Genomic DNA, 16,454 nt, shown 5'->3' with positions numbered 1-16,454 from the left:
CGGCCGCAACTTCTTGTGGATAGTATACGATATTTTGGAAGATTTGTCAATATTTGGAAATAAAACCAGACTGCTGGGTTTTTATGCAAAAAGCCGCCGTCCCGCGTGATGCAGGGCGGCGGCTTTTCGTATGCCCGGAATCCCGGGCAGAAAATTCTCTTCTCAGTTTTGGGCGCTCAGGGGCAGGGTCAGGCTGTGGGCAGTATCCGCCTCGTAGCCGGGTTCAAAGTAATAGCGCCAGGTGGCAATGGATTCCAGTTCCTCGTCGGTGGCGGCGTAATAGTCCAGGCGGCAGCTCCACACGCCGGTCCTGGGGTCGGCGGTGGCGCTGGACATGGCACTGTGGCCGTTGATCATGGTCACCAGATCATCATCGTCGGGAATGATCTCGGTGGGGCTGGACAGCCCGTAGGGGACCAGCTCGTAGCTGATGGAGCCGTTCTCCACTTTGTAGTTGCGCACGGTGAAGCCGCTCACATCGGTGGTGGCCACGGTCACGCCCTGCTTCATCTCCTCGGTGGTCAGGGTGCGTTCCTGGGGATCATATTCCCCCTTGTGCACCACGGGGGTCAGGGTCAGTTCGGTGGCGCCGTCTGCCGGCGGGGTGACGTCGTAGACGGCAGGTTCGCTGGAGGTATAATACCCCTGCGTATGGATGGTGTACAGTTCCTTGCCGGTGTTGTCGCTGATCAGAAGCAAACCGGGGAACAATCCCGCAGTGCTGCCGGTCACGGTGGCGTTGTCCGGTTCCAGCATGGCCGGGTCATCCCCGCAGTCCACCACCATCACGCCGCCCACCGGGCCGAAGGCCAGACGCCGCAGGCGCAGGGGCGCGTCCAGAACCACCTTGCCTTCCAGGTCTGCGGTGTAGGTCTGCCCCATATCGTAGATGCCGGGTTGGGCACTCAGGCTCTGGTCCCGCACCTGGGCGGCGTCCAGGGTGAAGGTGAAGGACCAGCTTCCGTCCACGCCCAGGGCGTTGTAGCATTCGTCCAGATCAACGGTCAGGGTGTCGCCTTCCGGCAGGCCGGTGAGGCTGTAGTGCACCCAGACCTGCAGGGTGTTGTCGTCCACCCGGTAGAAGTCCTGCACCTGGTAGCTGGCCGAACAGACCGCCTGACCGTTGATGAGGGGCCCCTGGCCTGCATCGCCGCCAAAGGTGGGCATCCAGCCCAGCAGGGCGCTCAGGTCGCTCTGGCCGAAATAGTCGCTGCCCCCCGGACGGTCCAGCAGGTCGGGGATCAGGTTGTCCTTGCGGATGGTCAGGAACAGGTTCATGGCGGCGGTGTCCATGGAAACGCTTTCCAGCGTCATGGAAAGGCCGTTGCTTTCGGATGTCTGGCCGATGGTCACGGTGTGGTCGGCCATGGCCTCGGCGGCGGTGGAAAAGCTGCCGTGGGGGGCATCCAGGGCATTTTCCGCGGTGGCGGGGTCGGGGGCATTATTAAAAAAGTCGATTTCGCCGCGGCCCAGCTGCAGCAGGGCGGGGCCCACCGCTGCCACCCCCAGGGACAGGGCGCACACAGCGGCCACGGCCGCCGCCAGGACGCCTGCTTTGCGCAGGGGACGGCGGGGAGCCTTGTACACCGCCGGGGCGGTATCGGGCTCCTCCTCGGTCTGCAGGGGGTCCAGGCCGGCCTTCTCGCAGGCCATGGCCAGGATGCGGTCGCGCTGGTCGGCGCGCAGGGGTGCCTGCCCCACCGGCATCTCGCTCAGGCGGGCGGCCACGGAATCAGGATGTTCAGATTTACGCATGGCGGGTTTCCTCCGTTTCGCTTTCGGTGAATCTCCGGCGCAGCTTGGCGCGCCCGCGGGATAAGCGCACGTTGACGTTGTGTTCGGTCATATGCAGCACCCGGGCGATCTCCCGGGCCGGTTCCAGCAGGTAGTACCGCCGCAGAAAGATGGTGCGGTCCGGTTCCTCCAGTTCCAGCACCAGAGCCTGGATGCGCTCCTCGGCCTCGGTGGGCTGGGGTGTCAGCAGCCAGTCCCCGGCGATGGCTTCGTCCAGGGGGACCGTGCCCTTGCGGCGCAAGGCACGCCAGCGGGTGATGGCGGTGTTGCGGGCGGTGACGCACAGCCAGCCTTTCAGGCTACCGGCTTCCCTTTGCAGGTCCGGCGCATGGCGCCAGACCGCCACCAGCACGTCGGCCACACATTCCTCCGCATCCTGGGCGGCGTCCGGCAGCACCCGCCGCACGATGCCGTGGATCATGGCGCCGTAGTTGTCCAGCACGGCGGCCAGCCCGGTCTGAGGGTCACGGCAGAGCAGCGCCAGCAGCTCTTGGTCATTGACAGTGTGCAAGTTGGTTTCCTCCTTTGTTGGGCCCTTCATCCATCCAGACGCCAAACCGGGGCGAAAAGTCACGCGTAAATCAAAAAAATCCCCGCCCTTTTTGCAAAGGACGGGGAAATCAACGAAAAACTCAGTAGCTGAGAATGTCCTTGACGGTGCCGGACATGGAGAACAGCTTGGCCGAGATATGGTCCAGATAGACGATACCCAGCTTCAGGCCGCTCTCGTCGTTGTAGATGTCCTCCAGCTGCGGGGCGGTCTTGAAGGCCGCCTCCTGGGCTTCGGGGCTGTTGTCAAAGTTGGCGGTGCCCTGGATCCGCATCCACTCGCCGCGGTCATTGGCGGCGCAGATTTCCAGATTGGTGTTGTCCAGCAACTGTTTGTAGGCAGCCTTGTGCTTGCCGATGGCCAGACACAGGTGGTCCTTGTACCACATGGCAAAGCCCATGGGCCGCACCCGCGGCAGATATCCGTCCACCGTGGCCAGATAGAAGGTAGGGTTGTCTTTCAGGAATTTCATGATCTCTTCGCTGGGCTGCATAACGGTCCCTCCCCGTTTATATGTGATGAAAAAGGTTGAACCGGTGTTGCCGAAAGGCCGCAAAGCGGTGGTTCAGCAGCCGGACGGAAGCGTCTTGATGGCCGCCAGAATCCGGTCGGCGGCTTCCTTGGTGCGGTCGGCGTCGCCGAAAGCGGTCAGGCGGAAATATCCTTCGCCGCAGGCGCCGAAGCCCTCGCCGGGGGTACCCACCACACCGGCGGTCTCCAGCAGCCAGTCAAAGAACTGCCAGCTGCCCATGTTGCCGGGGCACTTCAGCCAGATGTAGGGGCTGTTCTTGCCGCCGCAGTACCACACACCGGCCTTGTCCAGCGCTGCGCCGATGACGGCGGCGTTGCGGCGGTAGTAGTCCAGGTTCTCCTGGATCTCCTTCATGCCTTCCTCGGTGAAGACGGCGGCCGCCGCCCGCTGCACGATGTAGGCAACGCCGTTGAACTTGGTGGTCTGGCGGCGCAGCCACATCTTGTTCAGGCTCATGCCTTCCCGTTCCAGGGCCTGGGGCACCACGGTGTAGCCGCAGCGGGTGCCGGTGAAGCCGGCGATCTTGGAGAAGCTGCACACCTCGATGGCGCACTCCTTGGCGCCCTCCACCTCAAAGATGCTGCGGGCCAGACCGGGCTCGCTGACAAAGCACTCGTAGGCGGCGTCAAACAGGATGACGGCGTTGTTGGCCTTGGCCCAGTCCACCCAGACCTTCAGCTGGTCCACGGTGTAGGTGGCGCCGGTGGGGTTGTTGGGGCTGCACAGGTAGACGATGTCCCCCTTCAGGGAATCGCTGGGCATGGGCAGGAAGCCGTTGTCCGCGTTGGCGGGCATGTAGGCGATGCGGCGGCCGGCCATGACGTTGTCATCCACATAGACGGGGTAGACGGGGTCGGGCACCAGCACGGTGTTGTCCACGTCAAACAGGTCCAGCAGGTTGCCCAGGTCGCTCTTGGCGCCGTCGGAGATGAAGATCTCGGCGGTGTCCAGCGCCACGCCGCGGCCGGCGTAGTATTTCTGGATGGCTTCCCGCAGGAAGGGATATCCCTGCTCGCTGGGAATGTAGCCGTGGAAGGTCTCCTTGTGTCCCTGTTCCTCGCTGGCCTCGTGCAGGGCCTTGACCACGCTCTTGGCCAGAGGCAGGGTCACGTCGCCGATGCCCAGCCGGATGATGTCCTTGTCGGGATGAGCGGCCTGGTAGTCCGCCACCTTGTGGGCGATGGTGCTGAACAGGTAGCTCTCTTCCAGCTCTGCGTAATGCTTGTTGACTTTCATATGATTTCCCCCCTGAAAAATGGAACTAAGAAATGAATTTATTTTAACACAAAACCCCGGATGGTGCAATGCGCTTCACACAAGAACGTCCTTGATCAGGATGGACAGCCCGCCCCCGGCGCTGTGGATGAACTCCACCGCCTCGTCGCTGTTGCACAGCTCGGCAGGGATCTTGATCTCGATGCCCCGCTCGGTCTTGAAGCTGCGGCTTTCCAGCCGCTTCATCCGGGCAGGGGAGACGGTCACCCGGTCGGTGGGGGTCACCCCGGTCTCGGCCAGGGCCTCGTCAAAGGCGGGGGCGGCCAGGGGATACTGCTCCTCAATGCGGGCACGCACGTCCTCCACCGCAATGGTGTTCTCCACCGCTTGGTTGCGCACCATCAGCTCCACCGCCGTCTCGGTGCCGCCGTCAAAGGGAGGCACGTCCTCCAGCTCGGCGGCTTCGGGGTAGGCGGCCTGCACGGCGGCCACAGCGGTCTCACAAACGGCCTTCAGCTTTTCTTTTTCCGGCAAAGCCTGGGTGCAGCTGAACACCCGGGTGGACAGGTAAAAGTCCTTCTTGTCGTCCATGGTGTACCGCTTTTCGATCAGCCGGATGGTCAGGTTGGCCCGGTCGATGAGGGCGGCCTCGTCGGCCTTGGGGTTACCCGGCAGAATGGTCCGCTGGGGGGCGATGGTGCTGCACTGGCCGTTGCCCATGACGTTGGTCACATGGGTGTAGCCGGGGCGGTAGTTCAGCTTGAGCACCCCGTAATAGGGCACCCCCTGCACGCTGAAATCCACAATGGCCAGGTCGCCGGAAGGAATGTCCGGGTACTGGAGCATCTGGTCAAAAACCACCCCCGCAATGCGGCGGGACAGATCGATAAAATCCTGGTTCTGCTGCATCTCCTGCAAAAAGGCGGAATCGGGCAGGAACCGGCAGTTTTTGCCGTCGTCGCTGGCAAAGGCCTTTTCCAGGCAGAGGGTGAAGTATTCGTACAGGTTGGCGTCCATGTCCATGGGGCGGTCGGACAGCACCGGTTCGGATGCTCCCGAGTCCAGCAGATGGAAGATGACCTGGTTCAGTTTGATGTCCATGCAAAGGGTTCCTTTCATTTGATGTCTTGCCCCAGTATACCACATTTTGGCGCCCTTGGACAGAGGATAAGATTCCCGGCGGGGGAGATACTGAAGGGTGAAAGGATGTGACCGCCCCATGATTTTTTCTTTCTGCGGCCCTGTGACCGTCTGCCATGCCACCGACCTGCGGGGGGCACAGCCGGACCCCCATGCCCCCGCCCCGCCCCACACCCCGCGGTATGACGAGTACCTGCGCCGGACCCTGCCCTGCCGCCAGAAGGCGGCCAAAGCCTTCCTGAACGGCAGCAGCCCCGGGGTGATGCAGAGCTATGCCCCCGGCGCCCGTCCCGGGGAGGACGGCTGGGTGGAGGACGACGACACCGTGCGCCGCCTGATGAAGTGGCGGGAGGAAGCCATCTATTGACCGCTGCACCCGCAAAAAACAGGCCCTGCCTTTTCGGCAGGGCCTGTTTTGGGTTTGTCACGGCATCTGGAAGCCCGGTTCCCCGGGCAGGATCAGATGGTTGTTTTCCAGCAGACGGCGGAATTCCTCCTCCGGCATCTCAAAGGTCACATCCCGGACCATGGAAGTCTCATGGAGGAGTACCTGCCAGGGGGCGCCGTCGGGCTGCTGCAGGAACAGCAGTCCCACCACTTCCCCCAGGTCTTTCACCGCCGGATCTTCCAGCAGGGAGGGGGCGGGCACCACAAAGTAGTGGTCCACCATCCGCCCGTCTGCAAAGTCATGCTCGATGGCGGCGGGCCATTCCTCCTCCGTCTGGGTGTTTTTGTACTGCATGCGCAGGGAAAGAAAGTCGGCTGCGGAAAGCTGACTGGGCATGGAACCCGCCTCCTTTGGAAAAAAGATAGGATCAGACGCGCAGGCTGGCGCCCTCGCCGGTGCCGGTGCCGTCGTCGAACTCGTAGGTGTTTCCGGGCAGCAGGGCGTTGAGCAGGATGCCGGCGATGGCGGCGATGGCCAGACCGGACAGGTTGATGGACACACCGGCCACCATGAAGGTCAGACCGCCCACCGAGTTGAAGCCCAGGGCGCAGACCAGGATGACAGCGGCGATGATCAGGTTGCGGGAGTTGGTGAAGTCCACCTGGTTTTCCACCACGTTGCGCACGCCGATGGCGGAGATCATGCCGTACAGCACGAAGCTGATGCCGCCGATGATGCCGGCGGGGATGGAGTTGATGATGGCGTCAAACTTGGGGCTGAAGCTGAGCACGATGGCAAATACGGCGGCAATGCGGATGACCAGGGGATCGTAGATCTTGGTCAGGGCCAGCACGCCGGTGTTTTCACCGTAGGTGGTGTTGGCGGGGCCGCCCAGCAGGCCGGCCATGCTGGTGGCCAAACCGTCACCCAGCAGGGTGCGGTTCAGGCCGGGGTCACGGATGAAGTTCTTGCCGGCGGTGGCGCTGATGGAAGCGATGTCGCCGATGTGCTCCATCATGGTGGCCAGGGCGATGGGCACGATGGTCAGCACAGCGCTGATGAATTCGGGGCTGCCGTCAATGGCGAACAGACCCATGGACTGGGGATGCACCGGAATGCCGAACCAGGCGGCGTCGGCCACGCTGGAAAAGTCCACCGCGCCGGTGACCAGAGCCACCACATAGGACACGATGACACCCAGCAGGATGGGCAGGATCTTGACCATGCCCTTGCCCCAGATGTTGCAGACGATGACGGTGCCCAGGGCCACAAAGGCCAGCAGCCAGTTGGTCTCGCAGTTGGTGATGGCAGAAGGCGCCAGGATCAGGCCGATGGCAATGATGATGGGGCCGGTGACCACGGGCGGGAAGAGCTTCATGATGCGGCGGATGCCGAACACCGAGATCAGCAGGCTGAACAGCACATATACCAGACCGCTTAGGGCCACACCGGCGCAGGCATAGGGCAGCATTTCGGTGTTGGGGATGATCTGCTGGCCGTTTTCATCCAGCAGCATGGGGGCCACGATGGCAAAGCCGCCCAGATAGGCGAAGGAGGACCCCAGGAAGGCGGGGACCTTGCCGCCGGTGATCAGGTGGAACAGCAGCGTGCCCAGACCGGCACACAGCAGGGTGGTGGAAACGCTCAGGCCGGTGATCAGGGGCACCAGGACCGTTGCGCCGAACATGGCAAACATATGCTGGATACCCAGCACCAGAACCCGGGGCTTGCCCAGGGTCATGGCGTCGTAGATGCCCTGGGAATAATCGGGCTTCTGCGGCGTCTGTTTCTTTTCTTCACTCATGGAACAAACATCCTCCTCAATTTACACATGGCCCCGCAACGGCTGCGGGCATTCTCCGCTTCATCATAGCAGAAACCGCCCGCCCTTGCAAGTCTGCCCTTGCCCCCGCGCCCCGGTTGTGCTAGGATAAAGCAGGATCATGCCAACCAAAGAAGGGCTTTATTATGGAAAATCTTGTCTTCAGCATCAACGCCACCCTGCCGGTGTTCCTGGTCATGGCCATCGGCTGGGGGCTGCGCCGCCTGGGGTTTCTGCCCCCGGCCTTCTGTACCGCCGCCGACAAACTGGTGTTCAAGGTCACCCTGCCCGTCATGCTCCTCTGCGATATGGCTTCAGTGGACCTGGTCCATGATTTCGACGGCAGATATGTGGCCTTCTGCTTCGGCGTCACCATCCTGTCCATCCTGGTCATCTGGGCTCTGGCCCACCGCTTTCTGCGGGACAAATCCCTGGTAGGGGAGTTCGTCCAGGCCTGCTACCGCAGCAGCGCGGCCATCCTGGGGGTGGCCTTCATCCAGAACATCTACGGCAATGCCGGTTCCGCCCCGCTGATGATCCTGGGCAGCGTGCCCCTGTTCAACATCTTCGCGGTGACCATCCTCACGGTGGAAAACCCCACCCGCCAGGGGACCCTGCGCCCGGGAGCGGTGCTCAAAGGGGTGGTGACCAACCCCATCCTCATCGGCATTGCGGCGGGAGCGGTGCTCAGCCTGCTGCCCTTTGAACTGCCCACCCTGGTCAGCAAGACCTTTGACAGTCTGGCCTCCCTCACCAGCCCCCTGGCCCTTTTGTCCATCGGTGCTTCTTTTGAAGGAGCCCGGGCGGTGCGCAAGATCGTTCCCACCCTCCTTGCCTCGGTGTGCAAGGTGGGCATCCTGTGCGCTGTCTTCCTGCCTTTGGCGGTGCGGCTGGGCTTCCGGGACGAACAGCTCATCGCCCTGCTCATCATGCTGGGCAGCCCCACCACCCCCACCAGCTACATCATGGCCAAAAACATGGGCCACGAAGGGGTGCTCAGCGCCAGCGTCACGGTGGTCACCACCCTGCTGTCCGCCCTGACCCTCACCTTGTGGATCTTCCTTCTGCGCAGCGGCGGGTATATCGCCTGACCCTTTCTTGAATTAAAAAAGAAAAAAGCCGCCCCGGCCGGGGCGGCTTTTTTGTGTACAAAGGTTACCGTTCGTCCAGGGGGACGTACTCCTGGGCATGGCCCACATACTTGTAGGCGGGGCGGATGATGCGGTTGGCAAACTCCACTTCCTCCACCCGGTGGGCACACCAGCCCGGGACACGGGCAATGGCGAACAGGGGGGTGAACAGGTCGTTGCTGATGCCCAGCATGCGGTAGATCAGCCCGCTGAACAGGTCCACGTTGGCACACACCCGCTTGCCGCTGGGGTGTTCCTCCGCAAAGATCTCGGGGGCCAGCCGTTCAATGCTGCACAGCATCTCGTACTCCTCATCAAAGCCCTTGGCGTAGGCCAGACGTCGGGCGTGGGTCTTGAGGATCTGGGCGCGGGGATCGCTGAGGGTGTACACCGCGTGGCCCATGCCGTAGATCAGGCCGCTGCCGTCCCCGGCTTCCTTGCGCATGATCTTGCGCAGGAATTCCCGCACTTCGCCGTCGTCCTTGGGGTTCTCCACGTTTTCCAGAATGTAGTCCAGCTGCTGCATGACCTTCAGGTTGGCGCTGCCGTGCTTGGGGCCCTTCAGGGCGCCGATGGCCGCCGAGATGGCCGCGTAGGTGTCGGTGCCGGAGCTGGACAGCACGCGGCAGGTGAAGGTGGAGCAGTTGCCGCCGCCGTGGTCGGCGTGGACCAGCAGGCACAGGTCCAGCAGGCGGGCTTCCTCGTGGGTGAACTTCTGGTCCGCCCGGTAGGTGGACAGGATATGTTCCGCCGTGCTCTGGCCCGGGGTGGGCAGGTGGAAATACATGCTGCTGCGGTCATACACCCGGCGCTTGATCTGGTAGGCGTTGACCATCATGGTGGGCATCTCGGCGATCAGGTTGATGCTCTGGCGCAGGATGTTGGGCAAAGAGGTGTCCTCGGCGTGTTCGTCATAGCTGTACATGGCCAGCACGCTGCGGGCGATCTTGTTCATGATGTTGGGGGAGGGGGAGTTGAGGATCATGTCGTCCGCAAAGCCCCGGGGCAGTTCCCGGTGGGTCTCCAGCAGTTTGCGGAACCGGGCAAACTGCTCGGGGGTGGGCAGACTGCCGAACAGCAGCAGCCACACCGCTTCCTCAAACATGAACCGGTCGTGGGCGTCGGCCTCGGCCACCAGGGTATCGATGTCGATGCCGCGGTAGATCAGCCGCCCGGGAATGGGTTTGACCGTGCCGTCGGGCTGCTTGTCGTAGCCCACAACGTTGGACACGTTGGTGATGCCGGCCAGTACGCCGGTGCCGTCCGGGTTGCGCAATCCGCGCTTGACGCCAAGGCGGTCCGCCTCGCGGGGGTCAAGGTGGGCGTTGTGGGCCAGATATTCGCCGCACAACAGCTGGATGTCCTCCGGCTCCAGGGCCGGTACGTCGGGATAGTACATCGTCTCACGCCTCCTCTATACGGGCATGCACGAGGCATGCCGGGTGGAGCGCTTTACCTCTCAAAAGCGCCGATAAATATAATTTTATAGGATAACCGGCCTGTCGTCAAGTCTTTTTCTTAAATTAAGAAATCGAACGCCGAAAGCGGACTTTATTTTGTTAAGTTGACATCCCGCTTTAGCCGGCCAAACATTAAAAAGATTCGTTGACAAGGGCCGGCAAAATGGGTATACTCAAAGAACAGGCTTATAAAATAAATGACCCTGCGGCGCCATTTGCCGCCGGTTCCCACCTGAAAATACACAAAACTGCGGCCCCGGCGCCCCCTCGCGCCCCGCCGCGGAACTATGAAACGGAGGTACGCATGAAACTGCATCAGAACGGCGTGTATCTGGTCAACGGCAAACTGACCGATACCGCTCCCGCCGGCATCACCAAGGAGAAGGCCGCCGAAGGCACCATCGCCTACGGCATCCTGAAAGCCCACAACACCGCGCCGGACATGAATGACCTGCGCCTGAAGTTCGACTCCATGACCAGCCACGACATCACCTATGTGGGCATCATCCAGACGGCCCGGGCGTCCGGCATGGAGAAGTTCCCCCTGCCTTATGTGCTGACCAACTGCCACAACAGCCTGTGCGCCGTGGGCGGCACCATCAATGAGGACGACCACCAGTTCGCCCTGTCCGCCGCCCACAAGTACGGCGGCATCTATGTGCCTCCCTGCATGGCGGTCATCCACAGCTATAACCGGGAGATGATGGCCGGCTGCGGCAAGATGATCCTGGGCTCCGACTCCCACACCCGCTACGGCGCCCTGGGCACCATGGCGGTGGGGGAAGGCGGCGGCGAGCTGGCCAAGCAGCTGGTGGGCCGCACCTATGATATGGCCCGCCCCGGCGTGGTGGCCGTTTACCTCACCGGCAAGCTGAACCCCGGCGTGGGCCCCCACGACGTGGCCCTGGCCCTGGTGGGCGCCACCTATGCCAACGGGTATGTGAAGAACAAGGTCATGGAATTTGTGGGCCCCGGCGTGGCGGCTCTCTCCGCCGACTGCCGCAACGCCATCGACTGCATGACCACCGAGACCACCTGCTGGTCCAGCATCTGGCAGACCGACTCGGTCACCGAGGAATACCTGGCCATCCGGGGCCGCGCCGACGATTACCGTCAGCTGTCCCCGGCGGATGTGGCCTATTACGACGGCTGCATCGAGCTGGACCTGTCCACCATCGAGTGCATGATCGCCCTGCCCATGCATCCCAGCTACGCCTATCCCATCCGCGCCCTGAAAGAGGACCCCTACACCATCCTGAAACAGGCCGAGGACCGTGCCAACGAGCAGCTGTCCGGCAAGGTCCATATGGACCTGGTGGGCAAGATCGGCAAGGACGGCCAGATCCATGTGGATCAGGGCATCGTGGCGGGCTGCAGCGGCGGCACCTACGAAAGCCTGTGCGCCGTGGCCGACATCCTGCGGGGCAAGAGCTGCGGCAACGGCCAGTTCAAGTTCAGCGCCTACCCGGACAGCATGCCCACCTACCTGGAGCTGGTCAAGAACGGCGCTGTGGCCGATATCGTCTCGGCGGGCGGCATCTTCCGGGAAAGCTTCTGCGGCCCCTGCTTCGGCGCCGGCGACACCCCCGCCAACGGGGAGTTCTCCATCCGTCACACCACCCGCAACTTCCCCAACCGGGAAGGCTCCAAGCCCGGGGAAGGCCAGATCTCCGGCGTGGCCCTCATGGATGCCCGCAGCATCGCGGCCACCGCAGCGGCCGGCGGCGTGCTGACTGCCGCCAGTGAGGTGGTCCACGATGACTTCGTGGCCCCGCCCTATCACTTCGACAAGGGCGTGTACGACAAGCGGGTGTACAACGGCTGGAACCATGCCGAGCCGGAACACGAACTGCGCTTCGGCCCCAATATCAAGGACTGGCCGGAACAGCCCGCCCTGTCCGACGACCTGCTGCTGCGCATCGTCAGCCACATCACCGACCCGGTCACCACCACCGATGAGCTGATCCCTTCCGGCGAGACCTCCTCCTTCCGCTCCAACCCCCTGCGGTTGGCGGAATTCACCCTCTCCCGCAAGGACCCGGCCTATGTGGGCCGCGCCAAGGCGGTGAAGGCGGACGACGACGCCCGCCGCGCCGGCAGCCTGCCCGCGGAGATTGCCGCCGTCTACGATGCCCTGAAGGCCGCCGGCTGCACGGTGGATGCGGCCAACACCAACATCGGTTCCGCCATCTTTGCCAACAAGCCCGGTGACGGCTCCGCCCGGGAGCAGGCTGCCAGCTGCCAGCGGGTGCTGGGCGGCGCAGCCAACTTTGCCCTGGAATACGCCACCAAACGGTACCGCTCCAACTGCATCAACTGGGGCATGCTGCCCTTCCTGACCACCGACCCGGACGCCCTGCCCCTGGACGGCTACGTCTTCCTGCCCGGTGTGCGGGCAGCCCTGCTGAATAAGGACGACACCATCCTCGGCTATGCGGTGCTGCCTTCCGGTGAGGTCAAGGCCATCACCCTGCGCCTGGGCGCCCTCACCGACGCTGAACGCCAGATCCTGGCCGACGGCTGCCTCATCAACTACTACAAGCACAACTGATTCCCATATAAAAAGGCCCCGGCGCACTGCGCCGGGGCCTTTTTATCGTGTCTGCGCGATTATCGGACGGAAAATGCCCACAGGTTGCGAATCTGGGGTTCCAGCTCATCGTAGGTCCAAAGCCGGTCACTGTTCTGGGGACTGTTGGGGTCGTTGACCCGGATGCCGTCCTCCTCCGTTCCGGCCAGCAGGATGAAATGCCCGGTGGTGGTGAAATCCCCCGGCCGCACGCTGCAGATGATGGGGTGCCCTTCCGACAGGGCTCCGGTGACGGAACTTTCGCTCAGGGGCAGCTCCTCGCTCACCAGGCCCCAGGCTTCGCAGCCGGTGCGCATCAGCTCCCAGCTGGTCACCCCGTCCACCCAGTATCCGTCCCGCTGGGCCCGGGCGGCCACGGCGGCGGGGGTGATGGTATCGTCCCCGGTCAGTCCGGCCGCCGCCATGGACAGGCAGGTGGGCCCGCAGCCGGTCACGGCCAGCAGGTCGTCCCCGTACCGGGTATAGCCCCAGCGGGCGTCCCACTGAAGCAGCAGGGGAAAGCTCCCCGCCTCCACCGTCCCGATGCTGTCGGCGGGGGCGTCGTCCTTGTGTTCGGGGTAGCCCTCCACAAAAGGCAGGGCGTCCGGGTGACGTTCCAGCAGCTCCCGCAGGCTCTGGGGCCAGGTGCCGCCGGTGTCGGCCAGAATGGCCTGCCGGCGGGTCTCCTCGTCCCCGGTCATGGTGGCGGCAGGGGCAGGGGAGCTTTCCATGGCTACATCAACCGGCCCGGCGGACCGGAACCGTCCGGGCGCCCTCACGGCCCACACGGTGCCCAGAATGGCCAGCAGACAGCAGAACAGAATCCGTCCGGCTCTTCGCCGTCTTGCCCGGATACGGGCGGCGCGGCGGCGGGAATATGGCAGGGAAGATTTGCGGGTCATGACAGGGAACCTCCCGGAACAGAATCGGCGGCCGGCTGCCGCCCTGTTCCTACTGTACCACCCTTTCCATGGCAAGATATGCCGGACCCCTGCCCGAAGTATGGGAACTTCCTTGCGCAATTCTTGCAAATTTCTGTCGGCCGGCAGCAAAACCGCACAAAAAGGCGCATCTGTCCCCAAAACGGGCAGATGCGCCAAAAATGCGGAAAATGATTCGTCTATGTAACCGGATGCCTCAGTCTTCCAGCCACTTGTGCAAAGCGGGCAGGGCGGCCAGAGCGTCGGTACGGCCCAGCTCATACTGGGCGTTGATGCGGTCCATGTCCCGTTCCATCCGCCCCACTTTCAGGGCTTTGCTGGGCCGGATGAGGAAGGCCTCGCCGGTTCCGGCGGCCTGCTCCACCTCGCACACCTGGGCGTTGTACACCCGGGCGCGGTCGGCCATGGCCTGCACAAAGCGGGGATAGCGGCGGTACATGACCTGGAAGGGCAGCATGTTGGCGGGCTGCTTGAGATACCCGGCGGGCTGGGTCAGCACCACCAGACGGCGCTTACAGCCCAGTTCCCCGGCAGCCCGGTAGGGGATGCTGTCGGCCACGCCGCCGTCCAGATACAGCTGGCCGTGATACGCCACCGGCCGGGAGCACAAAGGCATGGAGGCCCCGCCCCGCAGCAGGTTCATCTTGTCGTCCAGACGCAGATTGTCGCACAGGATGTGCTCCGCCTTGCCGGTGTTCAGGTTGGTCACGGTGGTGTAGAAATCCACGGGGGAGGCCTCAAAGGCTTCCTCGTCAAAGGGATCCAGCCAGGAAGGGATGTCCTCGTAGCAGAACTTGCGGCCCACCACCTCCCCGGTGGTCAGCAGGGAATAGAACCCCATGAAATGCCGGTCATTGCGGTATTTGCGGTAATAGCGGATGCTGCGCCCTGCCTGACCGGACACATAGTTGCAGCCGTGGATGCACCCGGCAGAGGTGCCGATGACCATATCGGCCTTGAGGCCGTTTTCCATCAGCACATCCAGCACGCCGGCGGTGTAGATGCCCCGCACCGCACCCCCTTCCAGCACAAGACCGAGTTCGTATTTGACTTCCTTCATTGTTGCTGCGCCTCCCCGGGCAAAAGCTCTTGAAAATTTTCTTCGGTGTACACGGCAATCCCGGCCGCCTTCAGCACCTGGGCGGCCACGCCGTCCCCGGGTACCTTCCGGTGGGAAAAACTGCCGTCGTAGATGGTACCACAGCCGCAGCTGGGACTGTTGGCCTTGAGGATAGCCGCCCTGCATCCGTTCAGTTCGGCCATGGCCAGGGCCTCTTCGGCGCCTTTCCGGTACTGGGCGGTCACGTCGGTGCCTGCTTGGGTCACCACCCGGTCACCCTGCCGTTCGGCCGGGGGGCGGGGGGTGGGCAGGCCGCCGTAAATTTCCGGACAGACGGGCACGGCGGTGTGCCCGCCGGCGCGCAGGGCGTCCAGCAGGGCAGAACAGCGGTTGTTTCCGCCGGAATATTTGCAGCATGCGCCCAAAAGACAGGCACTGACCAGAATGTTCATAAAATCTCTCTTTCTGTACAGGTCGGGCTGTGGTATGATAAACACGTATGGTATTATAGCATAAAATGGATGGAATAATCAAAGTATACGGTGCATAACAATGCGCCTTCCTAAGGAGGAACTGATGAAAAACTGGCTTGACCGTGTCCCTTCCACCACCCGGGACTGGCTGCATCTGATCACGGCCGCTGCGCTGATCTGGCTGGTGGTGAACGCCCTGCCCAACGCGGCCGGGGGCGTCATGGCGTTTTTGGGCGCGCTTTCTCCCTTTGCGGGGGGCATCGTGCTGGCCTATGTGCTGGATATCCCCACCCGCTTTTACGCCGAAAAACTCTGCCGGGGCAAGCGCGGTCCGGCCATTGTGCTGGCCTACCTGTCCTTCCTGGCAGTGGTGGCGGCGTTGGTGGGGCTGGTGGTGCCCCAGCTGTTCCAGAGCATCGCCACCTTTGCCAACGCCCTTCCCGGCTACCTGGAAAACGCCACCGTGACTCTGGAAGGTCTTATGGCGGACGTGAATGTGGATGCCTCCATCACCCAGAAACTCACCGAATTTGTGGAAAACTCCGGTGACACCATCCAGGAATTCATCAAGAACAGCATGCCTGCTGTGGCCGGTGCCGCCGGTCAGGCGGCGGGCCAGGTGCTGAACTTTGTGGTGGCTCTGGCGGCCAGCATCTATCTGCTGGCGGAAAAGGAGCCCCTGCTCCGGGCCTGTCGGGCCCTGCTGCGGGCGCTGTTCCCGCCCCGGGCGGCGGCCAGTGTGCTGTCGGTGTTCCAGCTGGCCAACCGCACCTTCAGCAGTTACATCGGCGGCCAGCTGCTGGACGCCCTGCTGGTGGGATGTGAGACCTTTGTGGCTATGCTCATCCTGCGCCTGAACTATGCCCCCATGATCGCGGTGCTGGTGGCGGTGACCAACATCATCCCCATTGCCGGCCCGTACATCGGCGCGGTGCCCAGTGCACTGCTGCTTCTGCTCAGCGGTGAGCCGCTGCAGGCGGTCATCTTCTGCATCCTGATCCTGGTCATCCAGCAGATCGACGGCAACTTCATCGCACCCCGCATCCTGGGCGGTGCCACCGGCATTTCCGGTCTGTGGGTGCTGGTCGCCATCATTGTGGGCGGCGGCATGTTCGGCATTGCGGGTATGGTCATCGGCGTGCCGGTCATGGCTGTGTTCGCCGCCCTGCTCAAGCAGGCGGTGGGCGCGGGCCTGACCGCCCGGGGCCTGGACCCGGAGACCGGCGGCGAGACCCCGCTGCCGGATCACGATCCGGACTGATTTTTCCTTGCATTTTTCCTACGGCGGGAGGAACCCCGCCGTCTGACTGGTACAGACAGGAGCGCATACCCCATGAATACGAAACATTGGCTGGATCAGAAACCGCAGACCATCCGGGA

Annotated in this window: 15 protein-coding genes; 4 read left to right on the top strand and 11 right to left on the bottom strand. The window is 63.1% G+C overall.

The features are described from left to right. Positions 1-162: 162 nt before the first annotated feature. From Q0K17_RS06715 to Q0K17_RS06695, 5 genes are all read right to left on the bottom strand, one after another. The gene (locus Q0K17_RS06715; RefSeq protein WP_294541212.1) at positions 163-1,755 is read right to left on the bottom strand and encodes a hypothetical protein; all 1,593 of its coding nucleotides are present in this window, start codon (positions 1,753-1,755) and stop codon (positions 163-165) included. Then, the gene (locus Q0K17_RS06710) at positions 1,748-2,305 is read right to left on the bottom strand and encodes a sigma-70 family RNA polymerase sigma factor (protein WP_294541210.1); all 558 of its coding nucleotides are present in this window, start codon (positions 2,303-2,305) and stop codon (positions 1,748-1,750) included. The genes Q0K17_RS06715 and Q0K17_RS06710 overlap by 8 nt, the downstream gene beginning before the upstream one ends. Positions 2,306-2,426: 121 nt before the next feature. Beyond that, complete coding sequence (locus Q0K17_RS06705; protein ID WP_294541208.1) at positions 2,427-2,837, bottom strand: pyridoxamine 5'-phosphate oxidase family protein; 411 nt, start codon at positions 2,835-2,837, stop codon at positions 2,427-2,429. Positions 2,838-2,909: 72 nt separating this feature from the next. Next, positions 2,910-4,112, bottom strand: coding sequence for an LL-diaminopimelate aminotransferase (locus Q0K17_RS06700; protein ID WP_294541206.1), 1,203 nt, complete (start codon positions 4,110-4,112; stop codon positions 2,910-2,912). A gap of 75 nt (positions 4,113-4,187) precedes the next feature. After that, on the bottom strand, positions 4,188-5,192 hold the full coding sequence (locus tag Q0K17_RS06695) for a nucleoid-associated protein (protein ID WP_294541204.1): 1,005 nt from the start codon (positions 5,190-5,192) through the stop codon (positions 4,188-4,190). 118 nt (positions 5,193-5,310) lie between these two features. Between Q0K17_RS06695 and Q0K17_RS06690 the strand changes: the two genes are divergently transcribed. Continuing rightward, positions 5,311-5,598 carry a hypothetical protein gene (locus tag Q0K17_RS06690; RefSeq protein WP_294541202.1) on the top strand — a complete coding sequence of 96 codons (288 nt, stop codon included), beginning with the start codon at positions 5,311-5,313 and terminating at the stop codon, positions 5,596-5,598. 57 nt (positions 5,599-5,655) lie between these two features. On the opposite strand, the gene Q0K17_RS06685 is transcribed toward Q0K17_RS06690, so the two are convergent. After that, on the bottom strand, positions 5,656-6,015 hold the full coding sequence (locus Q0K17_RS06685) for a hypothetical protein (protein WP_294541200.1): 360 nt from the start codon (positions 6,013-6,015) through the stop codon (positions 5,656-5,658). A 31-nt stretch (positions 6,016-6,046) separates the two neighbouring features. After that, complete coding sequence (locus Q0K17_RS06680) at positions 6,047-7,423, bottom strand: uracil-xanthine permease family protein (protein ID WP_294541198.1); 1,377 nt, start codon at positions 7,421-7,423, stop codon at positions 6,047-6,049. A gap of 164 nt (positions 7,424-7,587) precedes the next feature. Here Q0K17_RS06680 and Q0K17_RS06675 point away from each other — a divergent pair, with 164 nt between their 5' ends. After that, positions 7,588-8,532, top strand: a complete 945-nt coding sequence (locus tag Q0K17_RS06675; protein ID WP_294541196.1) for an AEC family transporter — start codon at positions 7,588-7,590, stop codon at positions 8,530-8,532. Between the two features lie 64 nt (positions 8,533-8,596). Here the strand turns inward: Q0K17_RS06675 and Q0K17_RS06670 are convergent, their stop codons facing one another. After that, positions 8,597-9,970, bottom strand: coding sequence for a citrate synthase (locus Q0K17_RS06670; protein WP_294541194.1), 1,374 nt, complete (start codon positions 9,968-9,970; stop codon positions 8,597-8,599). 365 nt (positions 9,971-10,335) lie between these two features. Here Q0K17_RS06670 and Q0K17_RS06665 point away from each other — a divergent pair, with 365 nt between their 5' ends. Continuing rightward, the gene (locus Q0K17_RS06665; RefSeq protein ID WP_294541192.1) at positions 10,336-12,582 is read left to right on the top strand and encodes a hydratase; all 2,247 of its coding nucleotides are present in this window, start codon (positions 10,336-10,338) and stop codon (positions 12,580-12,582) included. Between the two features lie 59 nt (positions 12,583-12,641). Here Q0K17_RS06665 and Q0K17_RS06660 read toward each other — a convergent pair whose 3' ends face one another. The 3 genes from Q0K17_RS06660 to Q0K17_RS06650 form a co-directional block, all read right to left on the bottom strand. Further along, complete coding sequence (locus tag Q0K17_RS06660; RefSeq protein WP_294541190.1) at positions 12,642-13,502, bottom strand: C39 family peptidase; 861 nt, start codon at positions 13,500-13,502, stop codon at positions 12,642-12,644. A gap of 235 nt (positions 13,503-13,737) precedes the next feature. After that, the gene (locus Q0K17_RS06655) at positions 13,738-14,601 is read right to left on the bottom strand and encodes a patatin family protein (RefSeq protein WP_294541188.1); all 864 of its coding nucleotides are present in this window, start codon (positions 14,599-14,601) and stop codon (positions 13,738-13,740) included. Further along, the gene (locus Q0K17_RS06650; RefSeq protein WP_294541186.1) at positions 14,598-15,053 is read right to left on the bottom strand and encodes a DUF523 domain-containing protein; all 456 of its coding nucleotides are present in this window, start codon (positions 15,051-15,053) and stop codon (positions 14,598-14,600) included. Before Q0K17_RS06650 ends, Q0K17_RS06655 begins: the two co-directional genes overlap by 4 nt. A 124-nt stretch (positions 15,054-15,177) precedes the next feature. Between Q0K17_RS06650 and Q0K17_RS06645 the strand changes: the two genes are divergently transcribed. Next, positions 15,178-16,335 carry an AI-2E family transporter gene (locus tag Q0K17_RS06645; protein WP_294541184.1) on the top strand — a complete coding sequence of 386 codons (1,158 nt, stop codon included), beginning with the start codon at positions 15,178-15,180 and terminating at the stop codon, positions 16,333-16,335. Positions 16,336-16,454: the final 119 nt, after the last annotated feature.

Origin of the sequence: uncultured Gemmiger sp. (assembly GCA_944388105.1) — a bacterium.
Taxonomy (GTDB): domain Bacteria; phylum Bacillota; class Clostridia; order Oscillospirales; family Ruminococcaceae; genus Gemmiger.
The sequence above is the reverse complement of the archived record's forward strand: the minus strand, read 5'-3'. Positions and strand labels throughout refer to the sequence as shown.